This is a genomic window from Mesorhizobium sp. M0500, from assembly GCF_040321165.1.
In the GTDB taxonomy this organism is placed as follows: Bacteria; Pseudomonadota; Alphaproteobacteria; order Rhizobiales; family Rhizobiaceae; genus Mesorhizobium.
On record NZ_JAMYRB010000005.1, the window covers coordinates 164002 to 179172 of the forward strand.

The window sequence follows — 15171 nt, forward strand, 5'->3', positions numbered from 1 at the left end:
GTTTTCCGGGATTCAAGCGCCGGTCCTGGCTTCCCGCTTCAGCCGTTCGATCGCCATCAGCACACGCTCCGGCGTGGCCGGCGGGTCGAGGCGTGGGCAGATCTTGTGGCTGGCAACGCTCGCAACTGCGTCCGACAGCGCATGCAGCACCGACATTGCGAGCGGAAAGGGCGGCTCGCCGACCGCCTTGGAGCGGTGCACCGTCGGCTCGCCTGCTTGCGCCCAGTCGGCCAAAGTCACATTAAAAATCTTCGGCCGGTCCGACGCGAGCGGGATCTTGTAGGTCGATGGAGCATGGGTACGCAGCCGCCCCTTGTCGTCCCACCACAGTTCCTCCGTCGTCAGCCAGCCCATGCCCTGGATGAAGCCGCCCTCGATCTGGCCGAGGTCGATGGCGCGGTTCAGCGAGCGGCCGGTTTCGTGCAGGATGTCGGTGCGCTCGACGACATATTCGCCGGTCAGCGTATCGACCGAAACTTCCGAGCACGCGGCGCCATAGGCGAAATAGTAGAAGGGATGGCCCTCGCCCTTGTCGCGGTCCCAATGGATTTTCGGCGTCTTGTAGAAACCCGCCGCCGAAAGCTGGATGCGCGCCATATAGGCCTGCCTGACGAGATCGGCGAAGGCGATCTCCTGGTTGCCGATGCGCACGCGGTTGGGCAGGAACAGCACCTGGTCCCGCGGCACCTGGTATCTCTCGACGGCAAAATTGATCAACCGGTCCTTGATCTGGCGGGCGGCATTCTGCGCCGCCATGCCGTTGAGGTCGGAGCCGGAAGACGCGGCGGTGGCCGAGGTATTCGGCACCTTGCCGGTCGTCGTCGCGGTGATCTTGACCTGATCGAGGTCGATCTGGAACTCTTCCGCCACGACCTGCGCCACCTTGACATAGAGGCCCTGCCCCATCTCGGTGCCGCCGTGGTTCAGATGCACCGAACCATCGGTATAGACATGCACCAGCGCGCCGGCCTGGTTGTAGTGGGTGGCGGTGAACGAGATGCCGAACTTGACCGGCGTCAGCGCCAGTCCGCGCTTGATGAAGGGGCTGTTGGCATTGAAAGCATCGATGGTGCGGCGGCGCCTCGCATAGTCGGAACTCGCCTCCAGTTCGGCGACGATGCGGTGGATGATGTTGTCCTCGACCGTCTGGTGATAGGGCGTGATGTTGCGGTCGCTGGTGCCGTAGAAATTCTTCTTGCGGATTTCGAGCGGGTCCTTGCCGACGGCAAACGCGACTTCGTCGATGACGCGCTCGGCGCCGACCATGCCTTGCGGGCCGCCGAAGCCGCGAAAGGCAGTGTTCGATACCGTGTTGGTGTAGAGCGGCGCCGATTGCGCGTGCACCGCCGGCCAGAAATAGGTGTTGTCGCAATGGAACAGCGCGCGGTCAGTGACCGGGCCGGAGAGGTCGGCCGAGAAGCCGCAGCGCGCCGCGAACATGAAATCTACGCCCAGAATATTGCCCTCGTCGTCGAAGCCGACCTCGTAGTCGACGAGGAAATCGTGGCGTTTGCCGGTGGCGATCATGTCGTCGTCGCGGTCGGGCCGGATTTTCACGGCCCGATGATGTTTCTTCGCGGCGATAGCGGCCAATGCCGCAAACTGATTGCCTTGCGTTTCCTTACCGCCGAAAGCGCCGCCCATCCGGCGGATTTCCACCGTCACCGCGTGGCTCGGAACACCGAGCGCGTGGCTGACCATGTGCTGGATTTCGCTCGGGTGTTGGGTCGAGGAATAGATGGTGACGTCGTGGTCCTCGCCGGGGATGGCCAAGGCGATATGGCCTTCGAGATAGAAATGCTCCTGGCCGCCTATGCGCATCTTTCCCTTCAGCCGGCGCGGCGCCGCCTTGATCGCAACCGCTGCATCACCGCGCTTCAGCGTCAGCGGCGGCGTGACCAGCTTATCCATCCGTGGATCGAGCTCACCGACATCGGCGACGAACGGCAATTCCTTGTATTCGACCTTGGCCAGCCTCGTTGCACGGCGCGCCTGCTCGCGGGTTTCGGCAATGACGCAGAAGATCGGCTGGCCAAAGAATTGCACCTTGCCGTCGGCCAGCACCGGCTCGTCGTGACGGCCGGTCGGCGAAATGTCGTTCTCGCCTGGCACGTCGCTCGCCGTCAGCACGTCGATGACGCCGGGTGCGGCGCGCACCGCCGAAAGGTCCATGCTGGTGATGGTGGCATGCGTCGCCGTCGAAAGCCCAAGGCAGCCATGCAGCGTGCCGGCCGGTTCCGGCATGTCGTCGATATAGACGGCCGTGCCACTGACATGCTTGTGCGCGGAATCATGGCGCTGGTCGGTGGCGACGCCGCCGGCGATTTTTTTTGCCTTCAGGTTTGGGGTGGCGTGCTTGTTCATCATGCCGCCTCGTGCCGTGATACCTGGATCGGCGCCCGGGTGCCGGTGGTTTCGGCAAAGAAGCGCAGCAGCAGGTTGCGCGCCGCCAGCGCCCGGTATTCGGCGCTTGCCCGCATGTCGGTCAGCGGCGTGAAATCGTCGGCATACGCGGCCATCGCCGCCTCGACCGTCGCTTCCGTCCAGGGCCTGCCAAGCAATGCCTTTTCGACGCCAAAGGCTCGCTTCGGCGTTGCCGCCATGCCGCCATAGGCGATGCGCACATCCGCCACCGTGCCATGCTCGGCGAGCTTCAGGAAAAACGCGCCTAGCGCTGCTGTGATGTCTTCGTCGCGGCGCTTGGTGATCTTGTAGACGGCAAATTTCGTCTCGCTACCCGGCACCGGAACATGCACGGCCTCGACGAATTCGCCGGGCTGCCTGTCCTGTCGGCCATAAGCGATGAAAAAATCCTCGAGTGGGATCGTCCGCAGCTTGTCGCCGCGGCGCAGCGTCAGGCGGGCACCGAGTGCGATCAGCGGCGGCGGCGTATCGCCGATCGGCGAACCGTTGGCGATATTGCCGCCGATGGTGCCCATGTTGCGCACCTGATCGCCGCCGATTCGATCGAATAGCGGGCCGAGCGCCGGGATGCGTTTCGCCAGCGTCGAGAAGGCTTCGCTATAGGTGACACCGGCGCCGATCGAGACGACGCCCTTGTCCTCGGAAATCCCGCACAGACCATCGAGATTGCCGATGAAAACCGCCGGCGCAATATCGCGCATGTGCTTGGTCACCCAAAGGCCGACATCGGTCGAACCCGCGACGACAGTGGCGCCCGGCTCCTTGACGAGTACGCTGGCCAGATCGTCGGCATTGGCCGGCACGATCAGCCGCTTGTTGCCGGAGCCGATCTCGATGCGCGAACCGTCCTTCATCGCTTCGAGCTTGGCCGTGACTGCCTTGCGCTCCGCCGCCAACGGATCCTTTGCCGCCGTGCCGTAGCTGGAGATGGCACGTGCGGCGCGCATTATCGCCTCGTAGCCGGTGCAGCGGCAGAGATTGCCTTGCAGCGCCTTTTCGATGGCGGCGTCCGACGGCTCCGGCGCCCGCATCCACAGAGCATAAAGCGACATGACGAAACCCGGTGTGCAGAAGCCGCATTGCGAGCCGTGGAAATCGACCATCGCCTGCTGCACGGGATGCAGTTTTCCTGCGTCGCCGCGCAGATGCTCGACGGTCACGACATGTGTGCCGTCTAGCGAGCCAAGGAAGCGGATGCAGGCATTGACGCTTTCATAGACCAGTGTTCCACCGGAGAGCCTGCCGACCAGCACCGTGCAGGCGCCACAGTCGCCCTCGGCGCAACCTTCCTTGGTGCCGCGCAGCGAGCGGTCGAGCCGCAACCAATCGAGCAGGGTCTGGTCGGGTGCAACCGTGCTGAGCGCGACGTCCTCGCCATTGAGGATGAACCGGATTTCGTTGCGTGTCTTGATCCCGGCCATCTCAGCTTCCCCGGTAAGTCGAATAGCCGTACGGGGACAGAAGCAGCGGCACATGATAGTGCACCGGCTCGGCCATACCGAAGCGGATCGGCACATGGTCGAGGAAGGCCGGTTCCGGCAGTTTTGTCCCTTGCCGGCGCAGATAATCGCCAGCCGCAAAGACCAGCTCGTATTCGCCGGTACGGAATTCCGCGCCGGCAAGCAGCGGAGCATCGCAACGGCCGTCATCATCGGTGACGACCGTTTTCAGATGCGTCCGGGCCTGACCGTCAAGATGATAGAGCTCGATCGACAGACCGGCCGCCGGTTTGCCGGCCGCAGTGTCGAGGACGTGGGTCGTCAGGCGCCCGCCTTCGGCTTTCGACGTTTCCGCCACTGGCTGCTCCATTCCCTGAACGGTCGAACACTATTCATGAATTGTGCGCCAATTAAAGGCGATGCATAAGTCCCGGTCGAGCGGAGCGCGACAAAAACACTTTCAAAAATTTCGGGGGAATGCGCAGGCACTCCTTTCGACTATCCTGATCACAATTTCCGGCAGGAGCGAGAATGCGTTACGAACGAGACATGCGCGGCTACGGAGCCAATCCGCCGGATCCGAAATGGCCCGGCGGCGCGCATGTCGCGGTGCAGTTCGTCGTCAATTACGAAGAGGGCGGCGAGAATTGCGTCCTGCACGGCGACAAGGCTTCGGAGGCTTTCCTGTCGGAGATCGTCGGCGCCGCGCCCTGGCCCGGCCAGCGCCACTGGAACATGGAATCGATCTACGAATACGGCGCCCGTTCCGGCTTCTGGCGATTGCTGCGCCTGTTCAGCGCGGCGCAAGTGCCGGTCACCTGCTACGGCGTCGCCACGGCCCTGGCGCGTTCGCCCGATCAGGTTGCGGCGATGCAGGAGGCCGGCTGGGAGATCGCCTCGCACGGGCTGAAATGGATCGACTACCGCGACCATGCGCCAGAAGACGAGCGCCGCGACATGGAAGCGGCGATCCGGCTGCATTATGAGGTCACAGGCGCGCGGCCGACCGGCTGGTACACCGGGCGCACCTCGATCAACACGGTGCGGCTGGCGGCGGAAGAGGGCGGCTTCGACTATGCGTCGGACACCTATGACGACGAACTGCCCTACTGGTTCGAGCATGTGGCACCGGACGGGTCGGCGAAGCCGCAGCTGGTCATCCCCTATACGCTCGACGCCAACGACATGCGCTTTGCCACGCCGCAAGGCTTCAACTCGGGCGACCAGTTCTTTGCCTATCTCAGGGATAGTTTCGATACGCTCTATGCCGAGGGCAAGGCAGGACGGCCGCGCATGATGAACATCGGCCTGCACTGCCGCCTCGTCGGCCGGCCGGGCCGGGTCGCGGCACTGAAGCGCTTCATCGACTACGTCAAATCACACGACAAGGTCTGGCTGGCACGGCGCATCGACATCGCAAAACATTGGCAGGAGACGCATCCGTTCCGGTTGCCGGCGCTGCGCCCGTCGAAAATGGAATTCGAGGCCTTCGTCCATACATTTGGCGGCGTGTTCGAGCATTCGCCGTGGATTGCCGAGCGCGCTTATGAGCTGGAGCTCGGCCCGGCGCATGAAAGTGCCGGCGGCCTGCACAATGCGCTCTGCCGCGTCTTTCGCGCGGCAAGCGAGGCCGATCGGCTTTCCGTGCTCAATGCGCATCCCGACCTTGCCGGAAAACTGGCGCAGGCCAAGCGGCTGACGGCGGAATCGTCGAGGGAACAGGCTTCGGCCGGCCTCGACGCGCTGACCGACAAGGAGCGCGAGCTGTTCGCAAAACTCAATGCCGCCTACGTCACCAGTTTCGGTTTCCCCTTCATTATTGCGGTGAAAGACAAGACCAAGGGGGAGATCCTGGCCGAGTTCGAGGCGCGTATTGGCAACAGCCACGATGTCGAATTCGAAACCGCCTGCAGACAGGTCGAGCGCATCGCGCTGCTTCGTCTCAAGGACATGCTTCCGCAATAGGCTTTGGCTGCCGCGATAGGCCTTGGCGTCCGCAACAGGCTTGAATTTATGGATATGATGAAAATGGCCGAGCGAACCTATTATGCGCCGCAGGGCGGACATCCCGGCCAGAGCGAATTGCTGACCGGCCGCGCTGTGTTCACACAGGCCTATGCCGTCATCCCCAAGGGCGTGATGCAGGACATCGTCACCAGCGCCTTGCCGTTCTGGGATGGGACACGCGTCTGGGTGCTGTCGCGGCCGCTGTCGGGTTTTGCCGAGACGTTTTCGCAATATATCGTCGAGCTCGCGCCTGGCGGCGGCAGCGACCACCCTGAGCTTGACGCCGCCGCCGAAGGTGCGCTGTTCGTGGTCGAAGGCGAGCTAAGCGTTTCGCTTGCCGGCAAGAAACATAGCTTAATGCCGGGCGGCTTTGCCTTCCTGCCGCCGGCGAGTGGGTGGACGGTGCACAATGAAAGCGGCGCCGCCGTCCGCTTCCACTGGATCCGCAAGACTTATGATGCAGTCGACGGCATCGAGCCGCCGCAAGCGTTCTTCGTCAACGAACAGGAAATCGCGCCGACGCCGATGCCGGGTACCGAAGGCCGATGGGCGACCACGCGCTTCGTCGATCCGGCCGACATGCGTCACGACATGCATGTCACCATCGTCACGCTCGAGCCGGGCGCGGTCATTCCTTTCGCCGAGACGCATGTCATGGAGCACGGGCTCTATGTGCTGGAGGGCAAGGCGGTCTATCGTCTCAACCAGGATTGGGTCGAGGTCGAGGCTGGCGATTATATGTGGCTGCGCGCCTTCTGCCCGCAGGCTTGTTATGCCGGCGGGCCAGGCAAATTCCGCTATCTCCTCTACAAGGACGTCAACCGCCACGCCAAGCTTGGCAGCGCCGGCGTCGCGAGACCTACACCATGACCCGCATCGTCGCGCGGCCGCTGACCCGCGAGAATTTCGCCGAATTCGGCGACGTCATCGATATGGGCGGCGACAACCACTATCCGATCAATGGCGGCAAGGCCGAGCGCTACCATGACCTCGCCACCGCGGAAGCACGAGGGCCGAATGCGCGCGTGCTGATCTCGATGGTGCGTGGCACGCCCTATGAGCTGCCGTTGAAGCTTACCATGGTGGAGCGCCATCCGTTTGGCAGCCAGGCCTTCATCCCGCTGTCACCACGGCCGTTCCTGGTCGTCGTCTGCCATGACGGCGAGGGGGGCCCGGGCGAGCCGCAGGCCTTCATCACCGCGCCCGGGCAAGGCATCAACTATCCGCGCAATTTGTGGCACGGCGTGCTGACGCCGATCGGCGAGCCGCAGGACTTCCTGGTCGTCGACCGTGGCGGTGACGGCTCCAACCTCGAAGAGTGCCACTTCTCTCACGCCTACGAGATACATCTTCCCGATGGGAGCCGGTGGTGACCGACATTTCGCTGATCGACCGCCTGCTCGATGTCATAGAGCACGACATCGTGCCGAAGACGGCCGAGGGCGTCGCGCATGGCAACAAGTTGTTCGGCGCGGCGATCCTGCGCAAGGACGACCGTTCGCTGGTGCTTGCCGAAACCAACAACGAGACCGAAAACCCGCTCTGGCACGGCGAGGTGCACTGCCTGAAGCGCTTCTACGAAATGCCGAAGGCCGAGCGCGTCGATACCAAGGACGCGATCTTTCTTGCCACGCACGAACCTTGCTCGCTCTGCCTGTCGGCGATCACCTGGACCGGCTTCGACAATTTCTTCTATCTGTTCAGCCACGAGGACTCGCGCGACAGCTTCGACATCCCGCACGATTTGAAGATCCTGAAAGAGGTCTTCACCCTCGATCCCGGCGGCTACAATGCCGAGAATGCCTATTGGAAGAGCTTTTCGATCCGCAAATTGGTGCGCTCGCTGCCGGACCCCGAGCGCGGTCGGCTGGAAGCGCGCATCCACACAATATCAACGCGCTATGACGAATTGTCCGGCGCCTATCAGGCCGGCAAGGACGAAAACGACATTCCGCTGAATTGACGCGGATTGACCAGCCGAATTCGTTGACTGGCCCATGACGCGCTCTCACGGGCTCCATCATCTGGCGCTCCTGGAGTTCGCCCGCATGAAAATCGTCACTGAATTCCCCCGAAAGATCGTCGAATTTCCGGATATGGGGATCATCATGCCGGACGGCTGCCGGCTGTCGGCGCGGGTGTGGATGCCGGCCGATGCTGCCGACGACCCAGTGCCGGCAATCCTCGAACACCTGCCCTATCGCAAGCGCGACGGCACGATCTATCGTGATCAGCTGACGCATCCCTATTTTGCCGGCCACGGCTACGCCTCGATCCGCGTCGACATGCGCGGCAATGGCGATTCCGAAGGGCTGATGGACGACGAATATTCCGAGCAGGAATTGCAGGACGCTTGCGACGTCATCGCCTGGGCGGCGGACCAGCCCTGGTGCAACGGCAATGTCGGCATGATGGGCATTTCGTGGGGCGGCTTCAACTGCCTGCAGGTGGCGTCTAAGCAGCCGCCGGCGCTGAAGGCGGCCATCAGTCTCTGTTCGACGGTCGACCGCTATGCCGACGACATCCACTACAAGGGCGGCTGCCTGCTGATCGAGAATTTCGGCTGGGCCTCGACCATGCTGTCCTATTCGTCAAGGCCGCCGGATCCGTTGCTGGCCGGCGACAACAGATGGCGCGACCTGTGGCTGACCAGGCTGGAGAACCAGCCATTCCTGGCACCGCTGTGGCTGAAGCACCAGCATCGCGATGCCTATTGGAGGCGCGGCTCGATCTGCGAGGACTATTCCGCCATCCATGCCGCGGTGCTGTCGATCGGCGGCTGGCATGATGGCTATCGCAATACGATTTCCCATCTCGCCGTCAATATCGAGGCGCCGGTCAAGGGCATCGTCGGCCCGTGGATCCACAAATACCCGCATTACGCCGCGCCCGAACCGCGCATCGGCTTCCTGCAGGAGGCCTTGCGCTGGTGGGACCGCTGGCTGAAGGACATCGACACCGGCGTCGAGGCCGACCCCGCCTACCGCGCCTATGTCATGGACAGCGTGCGTCCGGCACGCTGGCATCCCGAGCGGCCGGGCCGCTGGGTCGCTGAATCGGAATGGCCGTCACCCAACATCAAGACGCAAGAGGTTGAGCTTATCGCTGAAGGCAACCACGCTATCGTCGCTTCGCCGCAAAGCTGCGGCCTCGCCGGCGGCGAATATTTCCCCTTCACCTTCGGCCCGGAACTGCCGGGTGACCAGCGCCCCGACGATGCGCTGTCGGTGTGCTTCGACCAGCCGGTGCTGACCGAAACGGTCGACATTGTCGGTGCTCCCGAAGTTGTGGTCAGCGTCTCGTCGGACCGGCGCCAGGCGAACATCGCGGTTCGGCTGTGCGACGTCCATCCGGACGGGGCATCGGAGCTGATCTCGTACGGCGTGCTCAACCTGACGCATCGCAACTCGCACGAATTTCCCGAAGCGCTGGTGCCCGGCGAAACCGTCAGCGCCCGGGTGGTGCTCGACCAATGCGCCTATCGCGTGCCGGCCGGCCATCGCTTGCGCGTTGCCGTTTCGAACGCCTACTGGCCGATGATCTGGCCGTCGCCGGAGCCGGTCCGGCTCGAATTGTCGGCCGCGACATTGATGCTGCCGGTACGCCCGCCGGCGACAGGCGACGAGGTCACCTTCCCCGCTCCCGAAGGTGCTGCGCCCTGGGCAACGGAGACGCTTCGGCCCGCCAATTCCGAGCGTCATGTCGATCGCGACGAAAAGACCGGAATGATTACGCTTTCCATCGTCGACGATTTCGGTGAGGTGCGCGACCTGGAGCATGGCCTCGCCAATGGCAGCATCGCCAGAGAGACATGGGCGATCCATCCCGACAATCCGCTGTCAGCCTCGGGCAAGACGCATTGGACCCAGACGCTGTCGCGAAATGGATGGTCGGTGCGCACCGAAACCTTCGCCGAAATGCGGTCCGACGCGCAAAGCTTCGTGGTTAGCGCCAGAATCGAAGCCTACGAAGGCGAAAAACTGGTCTTCGAGCGCAACTTCGAGGAGAAAATCCCGCGCGCACTGCTTTGAGCGCTTATAGCGATTGGTCCAATTGCGACGCACGATTTACGCCACGGCATGTCGCATTCGGTCTTGCTTACCGCTTTCCCTTACGGTCATTATTCTCCCGATAGAAATGAGAAAAACGACCATAAGGTCGGACCAGCAGAGTGAGGAACTCAACATGTCAAACGAACTGGAATATCTGAGCCGGCGCGTTGCGTCCGGCAAGCTGAGCCGTCGCGATTTTCTCGGCCGGGCAGCAGCGCTTGGCGTCACCGCAACCATCGCCAATTCGCTGCTATCCAGCGCTTCCCGCGCGGCGGGTCCGGTCAAGGGCGGCACGCTCAAGGCCGGCCTGGTCGGTGGCGAGTCCACCAACAGCCTCGATCCGGCGCTGTTTATGACGCAGGTGCCGTTCGCCTTCGGCAAGATGTGGGGCGAACTGATCGTCGAACTGTCTCCCGAAGGCAAGCTCGAGAACCGCATCGCCGAGGAGATCGGCTCGTCGGACGACGCCAAGACCTGGACGCTGAAGATCCGCGATGGCGTCGAGTTCCACAACGGCAAGAAGGTGACCGCAGAGGACGTGGCCGCCACCCTCGAACGCCATTCGGACGAGAAGTCAAAGTCCGGTGCGCTCGGTTATATGAAAGGCATCGAGAGCATCAAGGCCAGCGGCAAGGAAGTGGTGCTGACGCTGAAGGAGCCGAATGCCGACCTGCCCTACCTGCTTAGCGACTATCACCTGATCATTCAGCCGAATGGCGGCAAGGACAAGGCCGATGCCGGCATCTCGGCGGGTCCTTACAAGGTCACCACCAACGAGCCCGGCGTGCGCCATGGCGGCGAGCGCTTCGCCAATTATTGGCAGGGCGACAAGATGGGCCATGCCGACCAGATAGAGATCATCGTCATCAACGACGCCACGGCGCGCACGGCCGCCCTGCAGGGCGGCCAGGTCCACATGATCAACCGCGTCGAGCCGAAGATCGTCGATCTGATCAAGCGCGTGCCCGGCGTCACCATCCGCAACCATTCGGGACCCGGCCACTACGTCTTCATCATGCACTGCAACACCGCGCCGTTCGACAACAACGATTTGCGGATGGCGTTGAAGCTGGCGATCGACCGCGAGGAGATGCTGAACAAGGTGCTGCGTGGCTATGGCTCGCTCGGCAACGACTTCCCGATCAATGCATCGTACCCGCTATTCACCGAAATCGAGCAGCGCAAATACGATCCCGACAAGGCCAAGTTCCACTACAAGAAGTCGGGCCATGACGGTGCCGTCCTGCTCCGGACGTCGGACGTCGCCTTCCCCGGTGCCGTCGATGCTGCACAGCTGTTCCAGCAGAGTGCTGCCAAGGCCGGCATCACGCTGGAGATCAAGCGCGAGCCGGGCGACGGCTATTGGTCGGAAGTCTGGAACAAGCAGCCCTTCTGCGCCTCCTACTGGGGCGGCCGGTCGACGCAGGACCAGATGTACTCGACTGCCTATCTGTCGACGGCCGACTGGAACGACACACGGTTCAAGCGTCCGGATTTCGACAAGATGGTGCTGGCGGCTCGCGCCGAGCTCGACGAGGCCAAGCGCAAGGCAATGTACCACGACATGGCTGTGATGGTGCGCGACGAGGGCGGCCTGATCCTGCCGATGTTCAATCAGTTTATCGACGCGACGGGCGCCAAGGTTGCCGGGTGGGTGGATGATCCGCATCAGGAGTTGATGAACGGATATGCTCTGGCGAAGTGCTGGCTCGAAGCCTGAGCCCGGCCTTGCGGATATGTCCTCACCCATCGTGAAACTGGTGGCCCAGCGCATTGCGCTGGGCATTCTGCTGCTGTTGGCCGTTTCGGTCCTGATCTTCGCCGGCACCCAGATCCTGCCCGGCGACGTCGCGCAAGCCATCCTAGGACAGTCGGCGACACCGGAGTCGCTCGCCAATCTGCGCGAGCAGCTCGGCCTCAATGATCCCGCTTACATCCGTTATTTTCGCTGGCTCGGCGGCATTCTGACCGGTGATCTCGGCACGGCGATGTCGAGCGGTCAGGATATCGCAACCTCTATCAAGGGAAGGCTGTGGAACACGCTGTTCCTCGCCTTCTGGGCGGCGGTCGTCGCGGTGCCGCTGGCGATCATCCTCGGGCTGATCGCGGTGCGCTACCGCAATGGCTGGGTCGACAAGCTGATCTCGGGACTGGCGCTGGCCTCGACGTCCTTCCCGGAATTCTTCGTCGGCTATGTGCTCGTCTTTTTCTTCGCGGTGCAACATCAATGGTTTCCCGCCATTTCCACTGTCTATGACGGGATGCCTTTCGGCGAACGCATTCAGGCCATCGCACTGCCGGCGGCGGCGCTGACCCTGGTGGTGCTAGCCCATATGATGCGCATGACGCGCGCCGCGATCCTCAATGTCATGCAGTCGGCCTATGTCGAAACCGCCGAACTCAAGGGGCTTTCGGCCTTCGCGGTCATCCGCAGGCATGCCTTCCCCAATGCCATTGCGCCGATCATCAACGTCGTGATGCTCAATCTCGCTTACCTGATCGTCGGCGTCGTCGTGGTCGAAGTTATCTTTGTCTATCCAGGCATGGGCCAATACCTCGTCGACCACGTCACCAAGCGTGACGTGCCGGTGGTGCAGGCGGTCGGGCTGATCTTCGCCGCCGTCTACATCAGCCTGAACATCATCGCGGACATAGCGGCGATCATCGCCAATCCGCGCCTCAGACATCCGAAATGAGGGGGGCGGGTATGCTCGTCATCAAACGCATCCCCATCCCGGCATTGGTCGGCATCGTGCTGACGGCGCTGTTCGTGCTGGCAGCAATTTTTGCGCCGTGGATCGCGCCGCATGGCAATGCCGAGATCGTCAGCGACGTCCCTTGGGAACCGATGTCGGCGGCGCATTGGCTGGGCACCGACAATCTCGGCCGCGATCTGTTGTCGCGCATGATCTACGGCGCCCGAATCACCCTGTTCATCGCGGTGCTGGCGACCGCGCTGTCGTTCTCGCTCGGTGCCATCCTCGGCTTCTCGGCCGCGGTGTTCGGCGGCTGGTTCGACACGCTTCTGTCGCGTCTCGTCGATCTCCTGATGTCGATCCCGACATTGATCATGGCCCTTGTCGTGCTGTCGGTGCTGCCATCCAATCTGGTGACGCTGATCCTGGTCATGGGCGTTCTGGATTCGACCCGCGTCTACCGCCTGTCGAGGGCGGTCGCCGTCGACATCAACGTCATGGATTATGTCGAGGCGGCCAAATTGCGCGGCGAAGGCAGCGGCTGGATCATCTTCCGCGAGATCCTGCCCAATGCGCTGTCGCCGCTGGTTTCGGAACTCGGCCTGCGCTTCATCTATGCCGTACTGTTCCTGTCGACGCTGTCCTTCCTCGGCCTTGGCGTGCAGCCGCCTAGCGCCGATTGGGGCGGCATGGTCAAGGAAAACAAGGACGGCATCGTCTTCGGCATAGGCGCCGCCCTCATTCCGGCGGCGGCGATCGCAGCGCTGGCGATTTCCGTCAATCTCGTCGCCGACTGGGTGCTCAACCGCACGACAAGCCTGAAGGGAGGACGCGGGTAATGGCTGACAAGCAACCGAAGCCCGGGCAACCGAAGCCCGGGCAACCGAAGTCCGGCGTGCTGCTCGACATTCGCAATCTGCGCATCGAGGCCACGGTATACCCGCCGGGTGAGGCGCCGAAGAACATCGTGCTGGTGCACGATGTCTCGCTGACGCTGGAGAAGGGCAAGGTGCTTGGCCTGATCGGCGAGTCCGGCGCCGGCAAATCGACCATCGGCCTGTCGTCGATGGGCTACGGCCGCGGCGGCGTGCGCATCACCGGCGGCGAGGTCATCCTCAATGGCCGCGACATCCTGAAGGGCGGCAACGAAGGATTTCGCAAATTGCGCGGCCGCGAGGTCTGCTATGTCGCGCAATCGGCGGCAGCCGCCTTCAATCCGGCGCACAGGCTGATGGACCAGGTGGTCGAGGCAGCACTCCTGCACGGCACGGCGACGCGGGCCGAAGCCGAAAAGCGCGCCGTGGCGCTGTTCAAGAAGCTCAGCCTGCCGAACCCCGAAAGCATCGGCGAGCGCTTCCCCCACCAGGTCTCGGGCGGTCAGCTGCAGCGCGTGATGACGGCAATGGCGCTGTGCTCGGAACCCGACCTGATCGTCTTCGACGAGCCGACCACGGCGCTCGACGTGACGACGCAGATCGACGTCTTGGCGGCGATCAAGGATGCCATCCGCGACACGCATGTCGCGGCGCTCTACATCACTCACGACCTTGCCGTCGTCGCCCAGGTCTCGGACGAGATCATGGTGCTGCGCCACGGCCGGCTGGTCGAATGGGGCGGCACCCGCCAGATCATCAAGGAGCCGCGCCAGGAATACACCAACGCGCTGGTTTCGGTGCATGAGATCGAACACCAGGAGCAGAAGCCTGGCACGAGCCCGTTCCTGTCGGTCAAGAACATCACCGCCGCCTATGGCCGCAGTCACATCAAGGTGCTGAAGAACGTCTCGATCGATATTTTCCCCGGCCAGACGCTGGCGGTGGTCGGCGAGTCCGGCTCCGGCAAATCGACACTGGCGCGCGCCATCACCGGCCTCTTGCCGCCCGAACAAGGCACCGTCACCTTCGACGGACGGCCGCTCGCCAACCGGCTTGCCGACCGGCCGAAAGAGGATCTTCGCCAACTGCAGATGATCTACCAGATGGCCGACGTGGCGATGAACCCGCGCCAGACGGTCGGCACCATCATCGGCCGGCCGCTGGAATTCTATTTCGGTCTGCGCGGAAGGCAACGTGACGCCCGTGTCGCGGAACTGCTCGACAAGATCGAAATGGGCAAAGGCTATGTCGACCGCTATCCGGCCGAGCTTTCGGGCGGCCAGAAGCAGCGCGTCTGCATCGCCCGCTCGCTCGCCGCAAAGCCGAAGCTGATCATCTGCGACGAGGTGACCTCGGCGCTCGATCCGCTGGTCGCCCACGGCATACTGGAGCTGCTCCTCGGGCTGCAGAAAGAGGAAAACGTCGCCTATCTGTTCATCACCCACGACCTGGCCACGGTCAAGTCGATCGCCGATTCAATCGCCGTGATGTATCGCGGCGAAGTGGTGCGCTACGGCGCCAAGAGCACCGTGCTGACGCCACCCTTCGATGCCTACACCGATCTTTTGCTATCGTCGGTGCCAGAAATGGAGATCGGCTGGCTAGAGAAAGCGATCAAGGGACGGCGCATGGCCAGCGCGGGGAACTAGCGGGCCGCCCTTTGCGCCCGACGATCCTG

General features: G+C 63.1%; 12 protein-coding genes. 9 read left to right on the forward strand and 3 right to left on the reverse strand.

Annotation, left to right across the window (positions count from 1 at the left end; all coding sequences use genetic code 11):
- Window positions 1-12: 12 nt before the first annotated feature.
- The 3 genes from xdhB to uraH are packed head-to-tail and all read right to left on the reverse strand — an operon-like array spanning window position 13 to window position 4221.
- Window positions 13-2364, reverse strand: coding sequence for a xanthine dehydrogenase molybdopterin binding subunit (xdhB, locus tag NKI70_RS12195; protein WP_352697163.1), 2352 nt, complete (start codon window positions 2362-2364; stop codon window positions 13-15).
- Entirely contained in the window at window positions 2364-3845 is a 1482-nt protein-coding gene (gene xdhA, locus NKI70_RS12200) for a xanthine dehydrogenase small subunit (protein WP_352697165.1), read from the reverse strand. The genes xdhB and xdhA overlap by 1 nt, the downstream gene beginning before the upstream one ends.
- Before the next feature lies 1 nt (window position 3846).
- The gene (gene uraH / locus NKI70_RS12205) at window positions 3847-4221 is read right to left on the reverse strand and encodes a hydroxyisourate hydrolase (protein ID WP_352697167.1); all 375 of its coding nucleotides are present in this window, start codon (window positions 4219-4221) and stop codon (window positions 3847-3849) included.
- 173 nt (window positions 4222-4394) lie between these two features.
- Between uraH and puuE the strand changes: the two genes are divergently transcribed.
- The 9 genes from puuE to NKI70_RS12250 all read left to right on the forward strand — a co-directional run bounded on the left by puuE (window position 4395) and on the right by NKI70_RS12250 (window position 15142).
- The gene (puuE, locus tag NKI70_RS12210) at window positions 4395-5828 is read left to right on the forward strand and encodes an allantoinase PuuE (RefSeq protein WP_352697169.1); all 1434 of its coding nucleotides are present in this window, start codon (window positions 4395-4397) and stop codon (window positions 5826-5828) included.
- A gap of 63 nt (window positions 5829-5891) precedes the next feature.
- Window positions 5892-6740 carry a bifunctional allantoicase/(S)-ureidoglycine aminohydrolase gene (locus NKI70_RS12215; RefSeq protein ID WP_502896636.1) on the forward strand — a complete coding sequence of 283 codons (849 nt, stop codon included), beginning with the start codon at window positions 5892-5894 and terminating at the stop codon, window positions 6738-6740.
- Window positions 6737-7243, forward strand: coding sequence for an ureidoglycolate lyase (locus NKI70_RS12220; protein WP_352697172.1), 507 nt, complete (start codon window positions 6737-6739; stop codon window positions 7241-7243). Before NKI70_RS12215 ends, NKI70_RS12220 begins: the two co-directional genes overlap by 4 nt.
- Window positions 7240-7833 carry a nucleoside deaminase gene (locus NKI70_RS12225; protein WP_352697174.1) on the forward strand — a complete coding sequence of 198 codons (594 nt, stop codon included), beginning with the start codon at window positions 7240-7242 and terminating at the stop codon, window positions 7831-7833. The genes NKI70_RS12220 and NKI70_RS12225 overlap by 4 nt, the downstream gene beginning before the upstream one ends.
- An 85-nt stretch (window positions 7834-7918) precedes the next feature.
- Complete coding sequence (locus NKI70_RS12230) at window positions 7919-9901, forward strand: CocE/NonD family hydrolase (protein ID WP_352568401.1); 1983 nt, start codon at window positions 7919-7921, stop codon at window positions 9899-9901.
- A gap of 154 nt (window positions 9902-10055) precedes the next feature.
- Entirely contained in the window at window positions 10056-11642 is a 1587-nt protein-coding gene (locus tag NKI70_RS12235; RefSeq protein WP_023676219.1) for an ABC transporter substrate-binding protein, read from the forward strand.
- A 16-nt stretch (window positions 11643-11658) separates the two neighbouring features.
- On the forward strand, window positions 11659-12618 hold the full coding sequence (locus NKI70_RS12240) for an ABC transporter permease (RefSeq protein WP_023676218.1): 960 nt from the start codon (window positions 11659-11661) through the stop codon (window positions 12616-12618).
- 11 nt (window positions 12619-12629) lie between these two features.
- Window positions 12630-13457, forward strand: coding sequence for an ABC transporter permease (locus tag NKI70_RS12245; RefSeq protein WP_023676217.1), 828 nt, complete (start codon window positions 12630-12632; stop codon window positions 13455-13457).
- Window positions 13457-15142 (forward strand): ABC transporter ATP-binding protein, encoded by a 1686-nt coding sequence (locus NKI70_RS12250; protein ID WP_023676216.1) that lies wholly within the window; start codon window positions 13457-13459, stop codon window positions 15140-15142. Before NKI70_RS12245 ends, NKI70_RS12250 begins: the two co-directional genes overlap by 1 nt.
- Window positions 15143-15171 lie beyond the last annotated feature (29 nt).

Excerpts from the sequence above, each read along its gene's own strand:
- xdhB (WP_352697163.1), bottom strand. The coding sequence starts at position 2,364 with ATGAACAAGCACGCCACCCCAAACCTGAAGGCAAAAAAAATCGCCGGC.
- NKI70_RS12250 (WP_023676216.1), top strand. The coding sequence starts at position 13,457 with ATGGCTGACAAGCAACCGAAGCCCGGGCAACCGAAGCCCGGGCAACCG.
- NKI70_RS12230 (WP_352568401.1), top strand. The coding sequence starts at position 7,919 with ATGAAAATCGTCACTGAATTCCCCCGAAAGATCGTCGAATTTCCGGAT.
- NKI70_RS12240 (WP_023676218.1), top strand. The coding sequence starts at position 11,659 with ATGTCCTCACCCATCGTGAAACTGGTGGCCCAGCGCATTGCGCTGGGC.
- NKI70_RS12235 (WP_023676219.1), top strand. The coding sequence starts at position 10,056 with ATGTCAAACGAACTGGAATATCTGAGCCGGCGCGTTGCGTCCGGCAAG.
- puuE (WP_352697169.1), top strand. The coding sequence starts at position 4,395 with ATGCGTTACGAACGAGACATGCGCGGCTACGGAGCCAATCCGCCGGAT.
- NKI70_RS12245 (WP_023676217.1), top strand. The coding sequence starts at position 12,630 with ATGCTCGTCATCAAACGCATCCCCATCCCGGCATTGGTCGGCATCGTG.
- xdhA (WP_352697165.1), bottom strand. The coding sequence starts at position 3,845 with ATGGCCGGGATCAAGACACGCAACGAAATCCGGTTCATCCTCAATGGC.
- NKI70_RS12215 (WP_502896636.1), top strand. The coding sequence starts at position 5,892 with ATGGCCGAGCGAACCTATTATGCGCCGCAGGGCGGACATCCCGGCCAG.
- NKI70_RS12220 (WP_352697172.1), top strand. The coding sequence starts at position 6,737 with ATGACCCGCATCGTCGCGCGGCCGCTGACCCGCGAGAATTTCGCCGAA.